The sequence below is a fragment of the Paraburkholderia caffeinitolerans genome (assembly GCF_902859945.1).
In the GTDB taxonomy this organism is placed as follows: domain Bacteria; phylum Pseudomonadota; class Gammaproteobacteria; order Burkholderiales; family Burkholderiaceae; genus Paraburkholderia; species Paraburkholderia caffeinitolerans.
Window position 1 is genome coordinate 1 of the sequence record NZ_CADIKL010000007.1, and the last position, 18,197, is coordinate 18,197.

Annotated in this window: 17 protein-coding genes; 6 read left to right on the top strand and 11 right to left on the bottom strand. The window is 60.9% G+C overall.

Annotated elements, in window-relative coordinates; genetic code table 11:
* Positions 1 to 34: 34 nt before the first annotated feature.
* From HV773_RS08660 to HV773_RS08705, 10 genes are all read right to left on the bottom strand, one after another.
* Positions 35 to 334, bottom strand: a complete 300-nt coding sequence (locus HV773_RS08660) for a hypothetical protein (protein WP_175194839.1) — start codon at positions 332 to 334, stop codon at positions 35 to 37.
* Between the two features lie 20 nt (positions 335 to 354).
* On the bottom strand, positions 355 to 1,128 hold the full coding sequence (locus tag HV773_RS08665) for a DUF6339 family protein (protein ID WP_175194841.1): 774 nt from the start codon (positions 1,126 to 1,128) through the stop codon (positions 355 to 357).
* Complete coding sequence (locus HV773_RS08670; RefSeq protein WP_175194843.1) at positions 1,125 to 2,030, bottom strand: hypothetical protein; 906 nt, start codon at positions 2,028 to 2,030, stop codon at positions 1,125 to 1,127. Before HV773_RS08670 ends, HV773_RS08665 begins: the two co-directional genes overlap by 4 nt.
* A complete protein-coding gene (locus HV773_RS08675; RefSeq protein ID WP_175194845.1) occupies positions 2,027 to 3,889 on the bottom strand; it encodes a hypothetical protein in 1,863 nt (620 codons plus the stop codon). Before HV773_RS08675 ends, HV773_RS08670 begins: the two co-directional genes overlap by 4 nt.
* Positions 3,861 to 4,913 carry a PD-(D/E)XK motif protein gene (locus tag HV773_RS08680; RefSeq protein WP_175194847.1) on the bottom strand — a complete coding sequence of 351 codons (1,053 nt, stop codon included), beginning with the start codon at positions 4,911 to 4,913 and terminating at the stop codon, positions 3,861 to 3,863. Before HV773_RS08680 ends, HV773_RS08675 begins: the two co-directional genes overlap by 29 nt.
* Positions 4,914 to 4,932: 19 nt before the next feature.
* Entirely contained in the window at positions 4,933 to 7,530 is a 2,598-nt protein-coding gene (locus HV773_RS08685; protein ID WP_175194849.1) for a Z1 domain-containing protein, read from the bottom strand.
* A 55-nt stretch (positions 7,531 to 7,585) separates the two neighbouring features.
* A complete protein-coding gene (locus HV773_RS08690) occupies positions 7,586 to 9,712 on the bottom strand; it encodes a DNA cytosine methyltransferase (protein WP_175194851.1) in 2,127 nt (708 codons plus the stop codon).
* Complete coding sequence (locus HV773_RS08695; protein WP_175194853.1) at positions 9,709 to 10,176, bottom strand: MerR family transcriptional regulator; 468 nt, start codon at positions 10,174 to 10,176, stop codon at positions 9,709 to 9,711. The genes HV773_RS08690 and HV773_RS08695 overlap by 4 nt, the downstream gene beginning before the upstream one ends.
* A gap of 273 nt (positions 10,177 to 10,449) precedes the next feature.
* On the bottom strand, positions 10,450 to 11,595 hold the full coding sequence (locus HV773_RS08700; protein WP_175194855.1) for a site-specific integrase: 1,146 nt from the start codon (positions 11,593 to 11,595) through the stop codon (positions 10,450 to 10,452).
* 318 nt (positions 11,596 to 11,913) lie between these two features.
* Positions 11,914 to 12,363, bottom strand: a complete 450-nt coding sequence (locus HV773_RS08705) for an SRPBCC family protein (protein WP_129560971.1) — start codon at positions 12,361 to 12,363, stop codon at positions 11,914 to 11,916.
* 186 nt (positions 12,364 to 12,549) lie between these two features.
* Here HV773_RS08705 and HV773_RS08710 point away from each other — a divergent pair, with 186 nt between their 5' ends.
* From HV773_RS08710 to HV773_RS08720, 3 genes are all read left to right on the top strand, one after another.
* Positions 12,550 to 12,843 (top strand): hypothetical protein, encoded by a 294-nt coding sequence (locus HV773_RS08710; RefSeq protein ID WP_129560972.1) that lies wholly within the window; start codon positions 12,550 to 12,552, stop codon positions 12,841 to 12,843.
* A 367-nt stretch (positions 12,844 to 13,210) separates the two neighbouring features.
* Complete coding sequence (locus HV773_RS08715) at positions 13,211 to 14,332, top strand: porin (RefSeq protein WP_129560973.1); 1,122 nt, start codon at positions 13,211 to 13,213, stop codon at positions 14,330 to 14,332.
* 184 nt (positions 14,333 to 14,516) lie between these two features.
* Positions 14,517 to 15,323, top strand: a complete 807-nt coding sequence (locus HV773_RS08720) for a hypothetical protein (protein WP_129563252.1) — start codon at positions 14,517 to 14,519, stop codon at positions 15,321 to 15,323.
* Positions 15,324 to 15,571: 248 nt separating this feature from the next.
* Here the strand turns inward: HV773_RS08720 and HV773_RS08725 are convergent, their stop codons facing one another.
* Positions 15,572 to 15,877, bottom strand: coding sequence for a DUF4148 domain-containing protein (locus tag HV773_RS08725; RefSeq protein WP_129560974.1), 306 nt, complete (start codon positions 15,875 to 15,877; stop codon positions 15,572 to 15,574).
* A 258-nt stretch (positions 15,878 to 16,135) separates the two neighbouring features.
* On the opposite strand from HV773_RS08725, the gene HV773_RS08730 reads away from it, so the two are divergent.
* Genes HV773_RS08730 through HV773_RS08740 form a run of 3 tightly spaced genes read left to right on the top strand, consistent with a single transcriptional unit; the run spans position 16,136 to position 18,099 of the window.
* A complete protein-coding gene (locus tag HV773_RS08730; RefSeq protein WP_129560975.1) occupies positions 16,136 to 16,384 on the top strand; it encodes a BufA1 family periplasmic bufferin-type metallophore in 249 nt (82 codons plus the stop codon).
* 12 nt (positions 16,385 to 16,396) lie between these two features.
* Complete coding sequence (gene bufB, locus HV773_RS08735; protein ID WP_227875349.1) at positions 16,397 to 17,275, top strand: MNIO family bufferin maturase; 879 nt, start codon at positions 16,397 to 16,399, stop codon at positions 17,273 to 17,275.
* Complete coding sequence (locus HV773_RS08740; RefSeq protein WP_227875350.1) at positions 17,272 to 18,099, top strand: HvfC/BufC N-terminal domain-containing protein; 828 nt, start codon at positions 17,272 to 17,274, stop codon at positions 18,097 to 18,099. The genes bufB and HV773_RS08740 overlap by 4 nt, the downstream gene beginning before the upstream one ends.
* Positions 18,100 to 18,197 lie beyond the last annotated feature (98 nt).

An 18,197-nucleotide genomic window follows, 5' to 3' on the forward strand; every position in this document is an offset into this window, starting at 1 on the left:
GCCTACTCATCAAGCCGATGACATCGCCGCACTTCTACCGCATCGATGGGTGCCTGCCGCCGCCTGATTGACGGCAATTTAGGCTGAGGGGTGCCTTTGCCGGGCGCTTACCGTGGAACCTCCATCCGTGCCAGAAATCTCCGTCGACGAAAATCGCGAGCTTGATCCGGGTGAAGACGATATCCGGCTTTCCAACGAGCCACGTAGCATTAACCCTGAATCGGTGGCCGCGGTGATGGAGTTCGCGTCGAACGAGCAATTCCAGTTTGGTATCGCGACCTCGAATCTTCGACATCGTGGCGCGCCGTTGCTCGGGCGTCATGTTGTCTACCATCGTGGCTCTCAGTGTGGTCCTTACGTCGTGGCAAACGACTCCGCGACCTTCTCGAAAATCTGGGCGACGTGTTGGTCAAGGCTTTCCGCTGAAATCGATTCTAGGCTCACGAACGACGACAGTCGAAGGAGCCGCTTTTGCGCCTCACGCATCAAGTGCCGCCGGGCAAGGCCCTGGTATTTGATGCGTGCATCGAGCATACCGGCGGCCACGGCTGCCGCAAGCCCCTCGATGCCTGCCAGCGATGGTCGTTCTGTCACTTGGACCAGTTCGTCTTCACCGAGTGCGTGTACGAGCTGTTCAACGCTGTAGCTCGCGTGCGGGCGCGTGCCGAGATAGAACGCTCGCCACCACAGTCGTTGAAACGTATTCCTGCGCCCTGACAGGTAACGCTCGAGAGACGTTGCCGAATCGACACTGCCGAAGCGCCAGCGCACGACGTCCGGCAGGACGACGCACGCGAGGAACGACCATACTCCACCTCTCGCCGCTTCGGCAGGCGCGATGGGCATGTGCGCGAAAAGCATCAGCGTGAGTCTGGCATCGAACGTTGCGGCCTGAAGCTGGTTGGGAAACCCCGGGTAGCCGTGCGCCTTGGCCAAATCAAGAACCTCAGTGCGCAGGGCCGTGATTACGTCAACCGTCGCGCGTGATCCGCCCGTAGGTGTGTATTCGCACTCGTCGCATTCAAAGTGTGCCTGCGCTGCCAATCCATCGACGCTGGTATTGCAGATTGCTGCGGCTGTCCGCAGTGCAGCGTGATGGGGCAATTGTGGAAAGAGAAGGGTGCTCAAGAGTAGAAAACCCGAAGTTTGCCTTGGAGATCGCTGCCAAACTGTTCTGGCCGCTGTTCTGCGGCGCTTTTCAGCCCATCAAGCCCGTCGCCCGGGAAAAGGAGCTGGATGAGTGTATAAATCGCACGACCGCAGGTGCCATCGCCGTAACTTCCTTCGCGCGACACGAACTCGTCGTTCCTCAGTGCCCCGAGGATAAGGCTCCTTGCCACGTCGAAATAGATGGCGTCGCGGATGGCTTTTGCTTCGGGCGAGGGCGGTTCGTCGGACACCGCTTGAACGACACGTGCGTGTCCCGCATTGACGAAAAGCCGAACCGACCGAAGAAATGGAGCCTCCATATCAAGGCTGTTCCAAGAAAGGCGCCAACCCGCCTCGGGGTTTGCCCAGAAGACCGCGTTAAAGTCGACAATTTCAACCGGGAATCGGGACGTCGACTCGTCCAAGCACACTGCGTGGCGATCGCGTGCCAAGACGCTTCCTGCGTACTTCGCGATGAGAGCGGCGGCCTGCGCATTGTCGCGAGCGAGCAAGATGGACGTCTCAATCTGAAGAGTTCCGGCGACCTCGGCGCCCGGTATCTCACCAGATAGATCGATGCGCTGATGAATGTCCCGGTCGCTGAGCTCGATTTGCGCGAGGCAACGTTTGACAAAAGTGCCAGCACTTGACCAGCTTGCCGAAACGAGCAGGGGCACGTGCTCCGGGAGGCCGCAATCTCGCCGCACTCCTTCCGCGTCAACTGACAGTTGCCGGCGAACCTGGATCGTCGATAGGTAGTCTATTTCAATTGGGCTGGACGCGGTCGCTCCCGGAGCATTAGCAGAGACGATTTCCCACGAACCGCCGCCAAGCCGGGCGGAGTTCGCGCATCGATAGGGCATAGTTGTGGCGGCCTTCATGGTCCAGCCTCGATCTCGAGTGCAAGCGTCGTCATTGCATCAGAAGGAATGCTAACTTCCACGCTCCACGTCCCGCTGGCAACCTGAACGGTGCAGCTTGATCCCGTTGAGCACACTGAGCCATCGGGTGTCCGCCAGGCCAGAACGCGAGGAATGTCTGCTCCTTCGGGTGGCTCTGTTTCAAAGCCGTCAGCAACCATTACGCGGGAAAGAGCCTTGATCGTGGCTGTCCGCCCGGGTCTGCCCAGTACTTCGAAACGGGCCACCATCGCCGGGATACCGTTGATCAAGGCAAGTTCGGGTTCGCCGATGAAGTTTGTGCGCGCATCGGTTGGGGAGGCAGAAGGATGCCGCCGTGGCGTTCCGCCATTCCTTGACGCAGACGGGCCGCCGTCATCGTGGAGGGAAGGCACCAGCCCGCCCAGCATGGTGGAAAATCCAAGCACGGAGCGTGCGTCCGTCGTTCCAGGCTCAACACTGAACGGCGCAGCGAAAGCCTCTACGAGTTCCTTGATGCGACGCTGCGCCACGCGGACGTATGTTCTTTCCGCCGTAGCCTCGAGCTGGTCAGGCACCCAATCGTCGTGCGTTGGCGGCTCCGAGCGCGCAAACGCAGCGTCAACCCGGGAGTCCACACGGAATACGCCGGCGTATTCGGCAAGACCATATGGTGCCGGAGGCCCCTCGATGTACTTGACGACAAAGTTGGGCGCCCGCATGAGCGCAATATGGCGAAGCGGAAATTCGACAATTCTCCTGCCAGATATTGACTCCGCACTTTCGCTGGTCGTGCTGCCACCGACGCTGACCGAATTGGCGGGCCTGCGCATCAACGCAAGCTTTCCCAAATCCTGTCGGGGCCGTTGCGACGAAATGGAATGTACCTTTCCGAAATCCGTCGGTGCACCACCCGAAGCTGCGAGAAATGCATGGTTAAGCAACGCCCATTGAGGCTCGTTGATTGGCAGGACAATGTCGTGTCCCTGCCACTGCAGGCCGAACGTCATCGAGGGCGCGCCATCGACCCCGTCAATCAATTTCGGCCAGAAAAACTCGACGATGGTTCGGGCCATCGAAGCGAACACGCTCTCGGGCGAGGTATCTCCAAACTCGGGACCCAGCACATAGATGGTCGTCCCCGTGGCATTGGACTCTCGAACTGCCGGGTCAAGCAGCCGGGCGAGTTCGTCCGCGTCATGTCCTGCGACAGGGTCGACAACGCCGTCGGCTGCCCGCCCGCCCCACCAGTGACGTCCTGTGTAGCGTTGGCTGTCGGGACCTGTCGTCTCGAACTGAGGGCCGAGCGCGGAGGCCATGAACCGAGATTCCACGCCTGTTGGGCCGGCAAAGCGCGTGTGAACACAAATCGTACGAAGCGAACTAGCGAGAAAGTAGGCAGCCTTGCCAAAGCCATATGTGCCGCCCCCGTACGTCCGGTTGGGCGGCCTGCCCGAGTAGCGCATGAAGTCAACGAAGTTGGTCGGCTCGCCTGGACGCGGAACAATATTTCCGCGTGTCGGGCCGCCCAGTCCCTTTGTCCCAAAATCGCGGATCGCCAGGACCGGAAAATCTGAGTTGCCGGCCAATCGTGTCCGGACGGGGAGGTTCGCAGGGACATCCTGGAATATCGTGGCCAGCAATGCCTGCCGCGCATCGCGCGGCAAATGCCGACCTGTTATCTCGAACCTTACGCCGCCGGCGGCGTCGAGTCTTGCGTCCCAGCTGTTCTGGATTGCCTCCCGCACAAGAAGCGTGAAGCGGTCGGCGCGTGGGCGTCCCAGCTGATTCGATATACCCTCGGCCGAGGCGCCACCCGTCGCTGGAAAAACCTCAGAGTGAAGGCTTAGCGGAAGGGGCATCCGGGTTCCTTGAATTTGTCACAAGCACGCCAAGTAGCTCGTCCAGATCGGTGCGCGTCAACGGCGCTGCTGCATGAGCAGCGAGGTCCACTGTGTAGTCGATCTCCGTGACACCGTGTGGGGGGGCCGAGGCGCCGAAGTCAGCGGTCGTCAATCGCGGAAAGCCATTGACGACTTCGTGCAGTCGCCACTCAAGCAGCTCGAACCGGAATTGTTCGTAATGCATCTGGTCCTTCAGCTGGTATCCCACCCCTGCGAGCAGGGTAACGAACTCGTGGCGGTCCACACCAAGGTCTATGATCTGCTGGACTAGGTCCGGCACCGTGATCCCTGCGGCACCATTGAGTTCCAGCCGCATTGCACAAAGGTACAGTGATGCGTCTGCAGGCGCATCAAGTTGGGTCAGCCCGTGAATGCGAAACATCCAGTTGCGGCGTAAGGTCGTTTTCACTTCGAGCGCAACGCCAGGTGCGCTGAAATCGTGGCGTGCACCTCGCGGGCCCTGCCAGATGCATAGGCCGGATGGATCCCGCTCCGCAATTGCCCGCATATGCCATAGTTCGCCGAAGAGTCCGCACAGCGCCTCGGTCGTCATGACCGGCGAGACTTCCCGGTCCATGAGCTCGCGCCAACGTTGTAGCGTACGCCGGCAGGTCTGGAACGCGTCGCCGGAGTTCACACTTAGCTCCGTGAGCACCTCGTCTGCCATATGACTGAATACGGCATTCAAATGCTCCTTCTGACAGGCCAGGTCGATGTATTGACGCTGCGCTGATCCGTCAAGCAGATCACGGGTGACAAGATGCACGCCGCCGCTGCGCCGGTCGTGTGCGGCTTCAAACGTATCGGGCGCTGGCGTCAGCAGGTGGCGAAAACCCGAACCGTCAATAGCAAGGAGCACGTTCCCATTTGGGGTGGAAATCCCCGTATCGAAAACGCGGAATTCCCCCCTGGTTGGAGTCACTCCCGGCGACTCCAGCTGTTTCCATGCGATATCGGTTGGCCATGCGGTGTCACGGGTCATTGCTCAATTTCGCCTATGGTTACTCGGTTTCGCCCATGTCTTCCAGATCGTCGATATCGATCAATTCGCTGCCGGTATTCGGCAACTCGACCGTCACGTAGTCCTGTGGCGTGAGGTCCTCCTGCGGCACATCGGGGAACGCGAGCGCAATGCCCATAACGTGCTGCACAGCCTCCAGCGGTGCCCTGAACTTGCTGTCAGGGTGGGGCTGCGAGTCCTTGCTGATGGGATAGATGATCAACAGTCCCCGATCGGCAGCGTATTCATTGCGCAACTGTCTGAGCGTCTCCCGGTCGCGATTGCGCAGATCAGTAGCTGCCACAGGAACATCGGCAGCGACGTCTGTTTCCGACATCAGTGCCTTGATGTCGACGACCTCCGGGTTCCTATCGCGCAAAAAACGCGCACGGTTGACCAACGGCACTTCGAGACCCACGCCGAGATCGATCGTGCCCAGTTCCGGTCGCGGGTTCGCGCGCGTCGCAATTGCTACTGACCACTGGGTGATGTGTCCTCGCTTGTTCTGGGCGGAAATATAGCCGCGCAGCAACGGTGCTTCCATCTCACTGTTGCTCGGATCGATGGCAAAGCGGGTGAGAAAATCTAGAATCATCGACGCAGGTACGTCGATAAACACGTGGTGAGGCTTTCCCGCGAGCGTGGTTGGCTGGATGCCAGTTGCCGTCATGTCCTGGACGAGATCGCGTACGGCCTTGATGTTGCCATCGAGCCACTCCTGATCCCTGTGCCGGAACACGATCGTCTGCACTTCCCGCGCGTTGTATGCCATCTTCGCTTTTACCGCGTGCTGCATCTTGAGCTTCGACGTAATGGCCAAGGCGGGATGCGTGCGGATGCGCACGGCAAAGTCCATCGGCGTTATCGCCCCGCTCTTGTAATGCGCGATATCGGATCGAATCTCCTTTTCGACGCTGGCAAGATCGTAGAAGTAGTCGCGAAGCTCTTTGGTTGTCCAGACCCGTGGGAGGTCGGCATACCCGGGTCGATAGCCGAACCACCGGCCCATCTGGAGCAACGTGTCGTAGGCGGAAGCAGACCGAACAAAAAAGCTGACGGTCAACCCCTCAAGCGTCAGGCCTCTCGATAGAACGTTGCCGCCGATCACGATGTACACCCGGCCATTACCTTCAGAATCGACCTCGTAGTCCACGCGATCCAGCATTGGGCTCCTGCCGTTTTCCACTTTGACGTCGGTGAGTCGGACTACCGTCGGCAGATGTGCGAGCACTTCCTTGAACGGGATCGGACGTACGCCGAACGTCGCGGCAGGCAGCTTCGCCTGTTCGCGCTCCCACAGCCTCTCAAGTTCAACCAGGAGCGACGCCGCGCCCTTGTCAAGCAGCGAACGCATCGCATCGCGGAAGCTCTCGATAACTGGCTTCGAATTCAGATGCACGGCGGCATACTGAGTCGTATGGATAAGCATCGAAGCGTGTTTCGAGCGCTGGCCCCGCGCATATCGTGCAGCCGTCGCCATCCAGAAATAGAGCATCGCTTCCCGAAGCGTCGGCGTGATCTCAATCGCGAAGTTGAAACGTGCTTCGCGGCTGGGCGGCTTCAGTAGCGGCACCTCGTCGTCCGGCACCTGCCGGAACACATCGAGTCCGTCGACAGGTTCATCATCCTCGTCGAGAGCAGCGCGCCCGAAGACCTCCTCTGCGCCGAAATAGCCTTTGCCTTTGGGCAGGTCGACGATGAAGTCGCTCGGATAAAGATCCTCGGGCGTCGACGGGTCGATAAGGAGATTGGCAAAGGGCGTCGCGGTGTAGCCGACGTAAGCCGCCTTGGGAAGGTCCGTCAGCAGCTTAACGATCAACTTGTTGATCTTGGTTCGCTCTTCCGGGTCTGGGTGTGCATTGGGGCTTGCCTGATCGGCCTCGTCGTCAACGATCAGAACTGGGCAGCTCCGCAGCACTTCCGGGCGCGCGCCCGTAAGCCACTTGTGAAGGCGGGTGAGTCGGCTACTGTTTTTCTTGACGACCCCCAGAACCTTCGTGGCATGCCTATCAGTCAGGAATGAATTGACGTTCCGGTTGGTATTGAAGTCGTCTTCAGTGTCGGTAACGGTGATCCAGTGCTCGGGGTTTGCCGCGACCAGATCTTCGTCGATCCGCATCTGCGTCTGATAGCGCAGAACGTTGTTGAGCCCGGCCAGCACGATGATAAACCGGTAGCCGACGTCGGCTGCCTTCGCAACCACTGCAGTAAAGCTCGCGGTTTTGCCACTTTGTACATATCCGATGACAAGTCCACGGGTCCGAATCTGCGCCTTCTGTGGCGGATCCATCAGCGAGACGATGCGCGTCGATGCATCGTCGATGTCCTTGATGGTGTCTTCGCTCCAACCCTTTTCACGAAGATATTTCGCGTAGGAATGCCACAACCGGTCTGACGGGTCGGGCCCAAGATACCATGGATCGAAATGCTTTTTGTGAATGCTGCCCGGCTCCTTCATCGTCCAGACACGCCGCGCGGCATCGCGATATCGCTGTAGCGCCTGCTCCACAAGGTCTGCTTTGGCAAATGCCGCAAGACGCGCAGCAGCTTCTTCAGGCGTGCGGCCGGCCCGCACCGCATCAAAAATCTGTTCCGCCATGAGACCGATCTGGTCATCGGGTCCATTACTCAGTGGCATGCGACAGCCCTCCCAGTTACAGGTCGAGAATGAATTCAGCAACTGCCTTGGTGACGCTCGGACAGACAGCGTTTGCGAGTTGCTGTTGTTTATGCATCAGACCACCGGCGGTGCCCGTCGGTGTGCCTGCAAAGCGGAACCAGTCGGGAAAAGACTGCAGGCGGGCAGCCTCGCGCAGCGACAGTCCACGATGCTGGGACGGATGAATCAACATGCTCTTGCGGTAGTGCCCAATTGTAATAGCGGGCTCGCTCCAGGCAAGCCGCCTGTAGATGTTGCTGTGCGTACGCTCCACGTCGGCGTAGTTTGTCATGAGCTCGCGTGCGGCCTCCCAGTTCTTGCCTTGTGGAATTGCCTTATATCGCTCGATGACGTAGTCCGCATGGCGCGAGGTCACGTGGTCCCAGATGACGTCCGCCCGCGCACCGGCGCGCATCGCCTGCAGGAACGCGTTCTGTGAGAGTCGGTCCTCATCACTCGCATATGGCCGCTCGTCGATATCGTCGCCGTTGCCCAGTTTGGGCAGATCGGCGATTGCGTCCCTAACCGTGACAAACGCCTTGCCCGTGCCAGGCCCATGTGTCGGTTTCGGGAAGGGGCCCCATGCGCCGAACTCTTCGCTGCTGTAGCCAAGGTCCCTATGGATTCCGAGCAGGAAGAAGCGATTGCGATTCTGTGGTGCGCCATACCAGACAGCATCAAGCAGCTTCGGAAACACCTGATAGCCCATGTCGCCCAGCCGTTCAAGCACGTGGGCAGCAACGCTCAGGTCAGAAGAGCTCTCGTCGCGCGGCGTCCACAGAATGCCCTGAACGTTTTCCATGAGCAGGACTTTCGGCGCCATGTGCTCTACACAATCGAGGAAAGCGTCCACAAGCCGGTTATTTGGGTTTGAACTGGACCAGCTGTTTCTGTTCGCGCTTGAAAATCCTTGGCAGGGCGGCCCGCCAATGAGTACGTCAACGTCACCCTGCGTCCTTGCCATCGACTCTAGGCGCTCGCGGACCTGTCTCGAGCAGAGGTCCATTGGAGCATATTCTGCGGGCGTGGAACCAGGTTGTACTAGACCAGTGGCCTGCATGTAAGCGTGGTTTTGCCTTAGCGTCTGGGTGTAAATCGGCTGTATTTCCGCAGAACCCGTGATCCGATAACCGCGTCCATCGGACCCGTGCGCGCCAAGAAAGCCTAAGCCCATGCCGCCGGCTCCAGCGAATAGTTCGACCACGTTCAGGATTTTCTTTTCCTGAGTCAGCCGCCGCCTGAGGTTCAGGGGATGATCGGGGAGTAGCGAGCGCTGCTGGGCGTCCCGCTTGTCGCGGCCCTCTGCAGTTCGGCGATTTGCCCTGAACGATATGTCAATGCCTGTTGGTTTTGAACGTGCCTCATCGGCGAGTACGCTCGTCGACGAGGTTGGCACTTGCCGCTGACGGTTCGCCCGCCTGACGGCGAGGCGGATCCAGCGTGTCCATGCAAGCAGCTGGGCCAGCTTTTTCAGCGTTTCGTCTAGATTGAGCGATGTGACGCCCGTCAGCGTGCCGCGGTTGTCGCCCTGAATGCCGCCGATCGAGAGGGCGAAGCACGTCAGATCTTCAACTTCGCCTAGTTTCGCCTTCCCAAGGTTAGCCGCAAAGCATTCACTGTTGCCCGCCGGTCTGCTGAGCGTAACAGGCTGCCAGCTGGCAGTCTTTGCCCGTTCCCTGGGAGTCACATCGCGTTCGCCTTCGCGTGCGCGAGCGAAGGCGAGCCGACGCGACGCATCGATCTCCAACACGTAGTTCAAGCGCACCGCGTCAGCTTCAAGGCGGGCGGCAAGCTGCATGGCGGAGGCTGTCCGGTGGCTGCAGACAAGTACCCCTATGTTCGCCTTTGCGCGCGCAAGAAGCGTCATGACTAGGTCGACTCGCGAGCCCTCCTGGTCAAGACCGAGTTCGTGAGGCGAAGACAGCACATCGCCGTCGAGCCGGTAAAGGCGAAGGGTCGCAGGCTCACGCGTCTTGCTGTTGCTGCGAAGGTGGCCGGCAACCTCCTCGATGATCCAGACCGGGCCGAATTCGCTCGTTACGGCGCCCACGCCGTCGAGAACCTGCGTGGAAAGCGCCGGTGCGGCGCGATGAGCTGATCTATCCAGCGCTAACTGTGTCATGCGTTTGCTATCCGAGCTGGAGATGTGTCAATGGACAACGGAAATTGAAGTGAAAGCTGGTCGTCGGACGGGAAGCTGCTGGCCCACGCTGACTGCAGTTGTTCCGCAAAGGCGCGCATGGGAATAACGATCAGCGGCGTTATAAAACTTGCGTCCCGATCGAGTACGCGCACCGAGCCACTATCGACGTCCACGACCAATAGGCGGTCGGTCAGAAGCGGCCAGCTCGTGCTGCGGCAGAGAGAGAACAGGTCAGTCGAGGCGGGCGCCAGCGTGGCAACGCTGATACCCATTGCCTTCACGAGGTGCCGTACGACTAAAAGGGCCAACGCGTCGCCCGGCGAGAAACAGGGCGCGTATCCGTTCAAACCCACGAGTGGGGGCAGCACCTTCCGCCAGTGCCGGAGCGTCTGGTCGGGCAGTTGCGCCACCTCCGAAACTTGTTGTGGGGTCAGTTTGAGCATTCTGATATTTTATGCTCATTTATCTTGTTGTTGGCAACAATTTAGATCGTCGTCACCCTTTACATATTATGAACTGCAAAAACAGCAGTAGTCTCCGAAGGTCTATCGAATTTCCGCCCTTTATTGCACTGCATGGTGGGTAGCTGGCGCCACGCGGCGAGGGCCTCCTGCCTCCGAGGCCGACAGCACGTCAGTTGGGGAATGTTGAGTTTCAAGCTCAGAGCCTTCACTAGGGTTCAGTCATCACAATCCAGTTGATGTCCGCTGCGGAAATCATTCCAGCCGTTTTGCCAGATCTTCTGCGCGTGGATGGTAATAGCGCATCAGCATGCGAGGGTCTTTGTGGCCCGTGATCTTCGTTAGCTCGTGCATTGGGAAGATCGACGCCAAACGCGACGTCGCTTCGTGCCGAAGGTCATGAAAGCGAAGGTCTGTCAGAAACTTGCTATCGGGGCGTCGGCTGGCTTCTCTGCACTCCTCGAGGTAGCCTTTACGCGCCCGCGCTACAGCACGCTCAAAAGCCCTCGTAACTGCGTCGCTGCGAATTTCGAACACTCTCCGTTTTTCGTCGCCTACGCCGTCACTCGTGGGGGCAACTTTGGGGGCATCCTCGGTTTCGGCGGGATTGTCCTTCAGGCCTTGAAGAACCGCGATAGCTCGGGGCGACAACGGCACGTCGCGGGCGTCTCCGTTTTTCGTGGCTGGCAGATGCGCGACTCTGCGCTTGAGATCCACGTCTTCCCATCGCAGTGAAACGATTTCTCCCCGGCGCATAGCCGTTTCAACGGCCAGCCAGATGATAGCGGGCAGTAGCGCAGAGTTGCTGGCCGTGACAACCCGCTCGAGCTCGCCATCCTGCGCGCCCCGCTCTGACTCGGGATTGTCGGCGTCTGGAACTTCCGCCGTGGGCTCGCCGAGGGCAATGCGTCGCGTCCGCGCGTTATTCGGTTGCGGTTTCCGAATTAGCTCGACTGGATTTGACAGGCTTTCCATGCCCCATTCCTTGCGGGCAACGTTGAACACATGCGAAAGAACAGCCAAGCGGCGCAGTACCGTGGCAGGTTTGTAGTCCTTAAGCCATTCATCCCGAAGTTTCGCAATGTCGGCGCTCCGGATTGTGGCTAACGGCCGCTTCGCCAAGTCAGCGGCTTGGCAGATCTTTAAGACGGAAGCTTCTTGTGCCGCCCCCTTCTTTGAGAGCGAGATTTCTTCCACGTAGCGTTTCAGCGCTTCATAGAGCGTTGTTGCCTCGGCCTCATTGCGGCTGACCCATACCCCGCGCGACATTTCCGATTCGATCATGCTGGCCCAGGCTTCCGCCTCGGCCTTGGTAGTAAAGGTCTTGCTTTGCGCGGGGTAGCCGCGCCGGCGCACCTGCGCCTCCCATTGGTATTGCCCACGCTTTCGGATGGTCGGCATTTCTCGATGCTCGCTTGAATGGAGTGTGGCGATATTGTGGCAAATAATCGAGAAAGATGCTAAAAGCCTTGTATTTATTGGGGTGATTTTTACATTCGCAATGCGAAGGTCGTGAGTTCGATCCTCATCCGCTCCACCAATAGAATCAAGGGCTTAGCCGATGGCTAGGCCCTTTTTCTTTTGTAGATTCGATTTATTGCGCCAATTTTGCGCCACTCGGGCTGTCGAAGCCTTGGACGGAACTCTTGAGGAGCAGTGAATGGCATCTATCACCCGTCGAGGCGATCTTCAGTGGCAGGCCCGCGTTCGCCGCAAGGGCTACCCCTCCCGAATCTCCGCCTCCACCAGCGTCTTCAGCAACGCCACCGACTCCTGCCACCCAAGATAACAAGCCTCAACCGGAATAATCTCAGGAATCCCTTCCTGCACGGCATTCAACTCCGTCCCGCAAAACACAGCGCGCAGCGAAATCGTAGTCTCCATAACCCCGGGCAAATTCGGATCATCAAAAACGCCGGTATACCGAATCCGCTCCCCCGGCACGAGCTCCAGATACTCCCCGCCAAACGAGTGACTAGCCCCATTAGTGAAGTTCGTAAACGACATCCGATACTTCCCACCCACAACCGCATCAAGCTGATGCACAGTCCCGGTAAACCCATTCGGCGGCAGCCATTTAGCCAACGCAGCGGCATCCAGAAACGCGCGATAAACCCGCTCCGGCGGCGCAGTAAAAACACGATGAATCCGAACAGTACCCGTAGCCATATCCGTCCCCCAAGCAGTTACAAATGAGCAAAACAACAAATCCGATCACCCAAAGATTCTAGGCGACAGCAAAACAAACCGGCTCCAGCGAGCCCTCGCACCGCAGCAACCCAACCCGTCCCGTTGCCCTAAACTAATCCCTATGCCTCGGGCCACCCGCCCGCGCCCAGTCCCTCGGAGACCACCATGTCCGCCGCTCAGCTTGAGACTCAAAAAGTCGATTACGAAGGTTTCGAGATCCACGTCAGCGCGATGCCGGTTCAGGAAGGCGGCACGCGCTACACCTACACCGCCTACGTCTGCCATCCAGGCGCGGATGTAACACTGCCGGGCCACTCGATCCACTACCACCCAGACGGCGAGGAAACCTTCCGCAGCGAGCAAGAAGCGGTAGAAGAGGCGGCACATGTGGGCCGGAGCATCATCGAGGGCACGCATCCCGATCTCTCAGTGCTTTCGCTCGTGACCCACGGCTACTAGCCGATCAAACAAGTAAAGCAAACCGCAACTAACAGCCCTCTCGGCCAGCCAGCCACAACGCACCCACTTGCGGCGCAGCGCGCCCGTTGCGCCCGGAGTCAACTTGAGTCCACCAAACCCCTGCGCCCAGCCCACAACCCCAAAACCCGCAACACAAGCTCCCCGCTGCATCAACCCTTTCGTTGCGCATCCCCATCGCTTCATCAAAAAATTCCGCATGGCGGTCACGCGGGTGTTGTGTAATGCATCCGATTCTTATTAACATTTTCATAATGTAAGGTTCGCAGCATGTGTGCGCGCCTGAAAAGCGCCGCCGCACTATCCCTGCGCCACAACAAGCCACAACAACTCACCATCCAGCACCCTCATGACCCGCCCTTCGCACAAGAAGGCCGCGCTCGCCGCCGCCTGCGCCGCAACTTTCATCTGCCTGAGCGCCTCCGCGCAGGCTCAATCCACCGTCACGCTCTACGGCGAGATCGACGCGGGCCTCGCCTATGCGAACAACGTCGGCGGTCACTCGCAGTATCAGCTCACCTCGGGTCTCATCGATGGCAGCTTCTGGGGCCTGCAAGGCAGCGAGGATCTCGGCGGCGGCATGAAGGCGCTGTTCCGTCTCGAGCACGGCTTCTCGCTGGCTAACGGCGAGGCGCGCAACGATCACCCGTACTACGTCGGCCTCGAATCGGAGAAGTTCGGCACGCTCACGCTCGGCCGCCAGTACGACTCGGTCCACGACTATTTCGCGCCCTTCACGCTCACGGGCGGCGTGGGCGGCACCGCGTTCGCGCATCCGTTCGATAACGACAACGCCAACAACTCGTACCTCGCCGCGAACGCCATCAAGTACGCGAGCGCGAACTATGGCGGCTTCACGTTCGGCGGCATGTACGCGTTCTCGAACGGCGCGGGACGTTTCGCCGATAACCGCGCCTACAGCATCGGCGCGAACTATACGGGCGGCGCTTTCAGCGCGGGCGTTGCGTGGCTGCACAACAATGGCCGCGGCGCGACCGACAACGGCGCATATGAGCCGTTCGCACTGCCGGGCTCGGGGGAGACGGCGGGTTCGGTCATCGATACCTTCGTCGGCAAGCAGGACACCATCGGCGTCGGGGCGAACTATGTGATCGGCGATGTGACACTTGGCGCGGCGTGGTCGCGCTCGATTCAGACCGGTGTCGTCGATGCGCAAAGCGGCTTTGGGCTGCCGTCCATCGCGTTCAGCAACTACGAGCTCAACGCGGTCTGGCAGGTCACGCCGGCGGTGTCGCTCGCGGGGATGTACGTCTACACGAAGGGTTCGGATGCGCACTGGCACGAGGGTGCGCTGCAGGCGGTCTATCAGTTCTCGAAGCGCACCGACGTCTACGCCGAAACGATCTATCAGCGCGCGACGGCGGGCGCGCCCGCGGCCATCAATTCGTTCGATCCGGCCAGCGGACGGAACCAGCTCGTGGTCGCCACGGGTATCCGCCACCGCTTCTAATTCAAGGCTCTCCTGAGCGCGTCTGGAAACGCGCTTTCCGGCACGCGTGCTCGCGCGCCGGTCGTCGCATGATGGTCGGCGCGTGGATCCAGCAGCCAAGGCGACGGTCAGCGCATTCGCGCGTGCGCTGCTACCATCGGCCGTTCACTCCTCATCGCCGTCTTCATTGCGGCCTTCCGCCCCGATGCTCGCGCTCAAGCTCACGCTCGTCCCGCTCTTCCTGTTGTTCGTTTCGATGGCCGGAAAGCAGTGGGGGCCGAAGGTCGCGGGCTGGCTAGCCGGGTTGCCCGTGATCGCGGGCCCGATCCTCTGGCTGCTCGTGATGGAGCACGGCAATGCGTTTGGCGCGCGGGCCGTCACGCTCTCGCTTTACGCGATTCTCGCTTCCGAGGCGTTCAATTTCGCTTATGCATGGACGTGCCGCGCGCGGCCGTGGCGGTTTGCGCTCGCTGCGGGCTTTGCTACGTGGTTCGCCGCCGCGTGCGTGCTGTCGCGTCTGCCGGTGTCGTGGCCGTGGGCGCTTGGCGTGGCGCTGGCCGCTACGCTCTTTGGTCAGGCCTTCCTGCCGCGCAGCACCGTGGTGGCCGCTGGCGCGCCGCTCACGCGCACCGATCTCGCCGGGCGCATGGCGGCGGGCGCTGCGCTTACGCTGTCCGTCACGGCGTTGTCCACGCGTCTCGGTTCGGTGTGGAGTGGTTTGTTCGCGGTGTTTCCGCTGCTCAGCAGCGTGCTGGCGGTGTCGTCGCATCGCGCGCACGGCGCGGCGTTCGTGATTGCGCTGCTGCGTGGGATGGTGCTCGGGCGTTTTGGGTTTGCTGCGTTCTGCCTGGTGTTGTCGCTGGGACTGCAGCATCAGACGGCGACGCTGGCGTTCGCCGAAGCGGTCGCGGTCGCCATGCTGGTTCAGGCGGCGAGCGGGCGTCTTGCGCGGCTCAAGCGCGCGGATCCCGCGCAAAGCGGCGTGCGTGCCGATGCCGTTTCCACGGAGTAACTGGCGAGCGGAGCAGGAGAGGCGCGGAAAAAGGCCCGGACAACGCGTGTCCGGGCAAGCCGCCGGATCACCGGCGACGGAGGTTTCCTGTAGAGGCATCACGCGCGGCGCGAGACGCGGTGAGACAACGTCAACTCATCCGATTGCACAAAAACTAACGGGCCCGCTCTCCAATCTCATCGAGAGCGGGCCCGTCCGGTGTGCTTCTCGCAGCGCTCCGCTGGGCGGGGCGCTGCCTTCGACGGCGCTTACTGGCCGAAGTAGACCGACTTGCTCGGCGTCACGCGGCTACCGGCTTGCGTCGAGCCGTTCGTCGAGGCGCCGTAGGCCGTGGCTTCAGCCGTTGCGTTCTGCTGCGCGACCTTCGCTTGTGCGGCTTGCATGTCTGCCGGGTAGTACGGGCTCGAAACGCCCGGGCGATAGCCGGCTTGTTCGAGTTGCACGAGTTCAGCGCGCACCTGGGCGCGGGTCAGCGGCTGGCTTTCTTGAGCGAATGACAGGGCCGGGGCGGCAAGAACGGTAGCGGCAAGGGCTGCGGCAATCAGGGTCTTCATGATCAATAACCTCCAAAGTTTATCTTTTGAACCGTAACAATCGGTTTGTTCGATCCGTTGATGTAACTTTATTACTGCGAGGTTCGAAGATAAATATCGAGATACGGTAAATATCATTACGAAAATGAAGATAATTGCCGCTGACCGGGGCGCCTGCACGAGTGCGCGCTTCGCGGGACTGGCGGTGAGGCAAAATAGTGCGTGAGAGGCCGCGTGGCGCGGCTGCCGCGACTTTGCTTACCTTTGAGGAGATTTCCCATGAAAACCGTATTGGGCCGTCAGGCCGTGATTGCCGCCGCGCTGGCGGGTCTTGCAACGGCAGGCGTCGCGCAAGCCGCAGACACCGTGAACTGCTATGGCGTCGCCAAGGCAGGCCAGAACGATTGCGCGAGCAAGACCGGCGTGCACGATTGCGCGGGCCAGGCCAAGGTCGATCACGACAAGGGCGACTTCAAGACGATGCCCAAGGGCACCTGCGAAAAGCTCGGCGGCACGCCGGAGAAGTAAGCAAGGTGCAGCATGAGCACGATGATGCATCGGCCTTCGCGCACGAGTGAGGCGCAAGGCGTCGGTATTGGTTTGCGTCACGCGCACTATGGTGCGTTCATGGATGCGCCACCGCCGGTCGGCTGGGTCGAGGTCCATAGCGAAAACTATTTCGGCGATGGCGGCTACGACCTGCACGTGCTCGAAACGGTGCGCCGCGATTTGCCGGTGAGTCTGCACGGCGTCGGCCTCGGGCTCGGCTCGGCGGCACCGCTCGACGACACCCATCTCACGCGTCTGCAGCGGCTCGTCGAGCGCATCGAGCCGGCGCTCGTTTCCGAGCATCTGTGCTGGGGCGCGACGCCCCATGCCGCGCTCCACGATCTTTTGCCGATGCCGCTCACGCAGGCGTCGCTCGATCATCTGTGTGCGCGCGTCGCGCGGATGCAGGACACGCTGCGCCGGCGCGTGCTGATCGAAAACGTCTCCACGTACGTGCGCTTTCGCGACGATACGCTTGGCGAGACGGCTTTTCTGGCCGAGTTGGCGCGCCGCACCGGCTGTGGCGTGCTGCTCGACGTGAACAATCTCTACGTGAACCAGTGCAATCACGGCGAGGATGCCCTCGCGGCGATGGCCGCGTTGCCGCGCGAGGTGGTGGGCGAACTGCATCTCGCGGGGCATCGCGTGACGGCAGCAGCGGTGATCGACGATCACGGCTCGCGCGTCGCGCCTGAAGTCTGGGCGCTTTACGAGGCCGCGTTGCGCCGTTTCGGCGCGGTGCCCACGCTGATCGAATGGGACACCGGTGTGCCGCCGCTCGATGTGCTGCTCGACGAGGCGAGGCTCGCGCGCGAATGCATGACGCGCATGGCGCACGATCGGCTTGCGAGCGTGCAGGTGCGCACATGAGCGCCGATGAATCACTGGCGTCGATGCAGGCGGCCTTTGCCGCCGCGCTCGACGATCCCGCCGCCGATGCCGCGCTGGTCGCGGCCTACCTTCGTTCCGGCGATTCGATTGCCTCTGCACACGAACGTCTGGGCCTTTATCGCGGCAACGTGCGCGCTGCACGACGCGCCGCGCTGGCGAGCGCGTATCCGGTGCTCGCGGCGCTCGTCGGCGAGGCTTACTTCGATGCGCTCGCACTCGCTTATGCGCGGGCGCATCCTTCGCGCGACGCCGATCTGAATCGCTTCGGCGCGGCTTTGCCGGCCTTCATTGAGCGCTACGAGACCGATGCACGCTACGCGTATTTCGGCGACGTCGCGCGTCTCGAATGGGCGCTGCACATGGCCGCCTTCGCCGCCGACGCCGAGCCGCTCGCTCCGGCGCAGTGGCAGGCGATTGGCGCGGCGCGGCTCATGTCGTCGCGGCTTGCCGTGCATCCGGCGTGCGTCGCACTGGCGACTAATCACGCGGCGCTCGCGATCTGGCGCGCGCATCAGCACGACGATCAAAACCTCAACGACAAAGCCCGCGAAGGAGCACGCCAGGACGCCTGGCCCGATCGCGTCGATACGCCGGGCTGGGTGCTGGTCGTGCGTACGCGCTGGCATCCCGCTGCGCTTGCGCACATGCAGGCAGCGCATGAGGCGTTCGTCGCGCTCCAGCGCGGCGCGACGCTCGACGAAGCGCTCGAAAGCGCGTTCGCCATCGACGAGGCGTTCAGCTTCGCGAGCCAATGGCGTACGTGGATCGAGACCGGCGCGATTGTGGGCTTGCGGGACGAATGAGGCTCGCATGAGCCTGCCGCTGGCGTAGGTGCGCAATAAATTATTACCCGGGTGATATTGCGTTCCGTAATTTACCCGGGTAATATTTGCTCCGTGAT

Coding starts and splice junctions, on each gene's coding strand:
- HV773_RS08660 (WP_175194839.1), bottom strand. CDS start 334: ATGGTAGACAACATGACGCCCGAGCAACGGCGCGCCACGATGTCGAAG.
- HV773_RS08670 (WP_175194843.1), bottom strand. CDS start 2,030: ATGAAGGCCGCCACAACTATGCCCTATCGATGCGCGAACTCCGCCCGG.
- HV773_RS08675 (WP_175194845.1), bottom strand. CDS start 3,889: ATGCCCCTTCCGCTAAGCCTTCACTCTGAGGTTTTTCCAGCGACGGGT.
- HV773_RS08680 (WP_175194847.1), bottom strand. CDS start 4,913: ATGACCCGTGACACCGCATGGCCAACCGATATCGCATGGAAACAGCTG.
- HV773_RS08685 (WP_175194849.1), bottom strand. CDS start 7,530: ATGGCGGAACAGATTTTTGATGCGGTGCGGGCCGGCCGCACGCCTGAA.
- HV773_RS08690 (WP_175194851.1), bottom strand. CDS start 9,712: ATGACACAGTTAGCGCTGGATAGATCAGCTCATCGCGCCGCACCGGCG.
- HV773_RS08695 (WP_175194853.1), bottom strand. CDS start 10,176: ATGCTCAAACTGACCCCACAACAAGTTTCGGAGGTGGCGCAACTGCCC.
- HV773_RS08700 (WP_175194855.1), bottom strand. CDS start 11,595: ATGCCGACCATCCGAAAGCGTGGGCAATACCAATGGGAGGCGCAGGTG.
- HV773_RS08705 (WP_129560971.1), bottom strand. CDS start 12,363: ATGGCTACGGGTACTGTTCGGATTCATCGTGTTTTTACTGCGCCGCCG.
- HV773_RS08710 (WP_129560972.1), top strand. CDS start 12,550: ATGTCCGCCGCTCAGCTTGAGACTCAAAAAGTCGATTACGAAGGTTTC.
- HV773_RS08715 (WP_129560973.1), top strand. CDS start 13,211: ATGACCCGCCCTTCGCACAAGAAGGCCGCGCTCGCCGCCGCCTGCGCC.
- HV773_RS08720 (WP_129563252.1), top strand. CDS start 14,517: ATGCTCGCGCTCAAGCTCACGCTCGTCCCGCTCTTCCTGTTGTTCGTT.
- HV773_RS08725 (WP_129560974.1), bottom strand. CDS start 15,877: ATGAAGACCCTGATTGCCGCAGCCCTTGCCGCTACCGTTCTTGCCGCC.
- HV773_RS08730 (WP_129560975.1), top strand. CDS start 16,136: ATGAAAACCGTATTGGGCCGTCAGGCCGTGATTGCCGCCGCGCTGGCG.
- bufB (WP_227875349.1), top strand. CDS start 16,397: ATGAGCACGATGATGCATCGGCCTTCGCGCACGAGTGAGGCGCAAGGC.
- HV773_RS08740 (WP_227875350.1), top strand. CDS start 17,272: ATGAGCGCCGATGAATCACTGGCGTCGATGCAGGCGGCCTTTGCCGCC.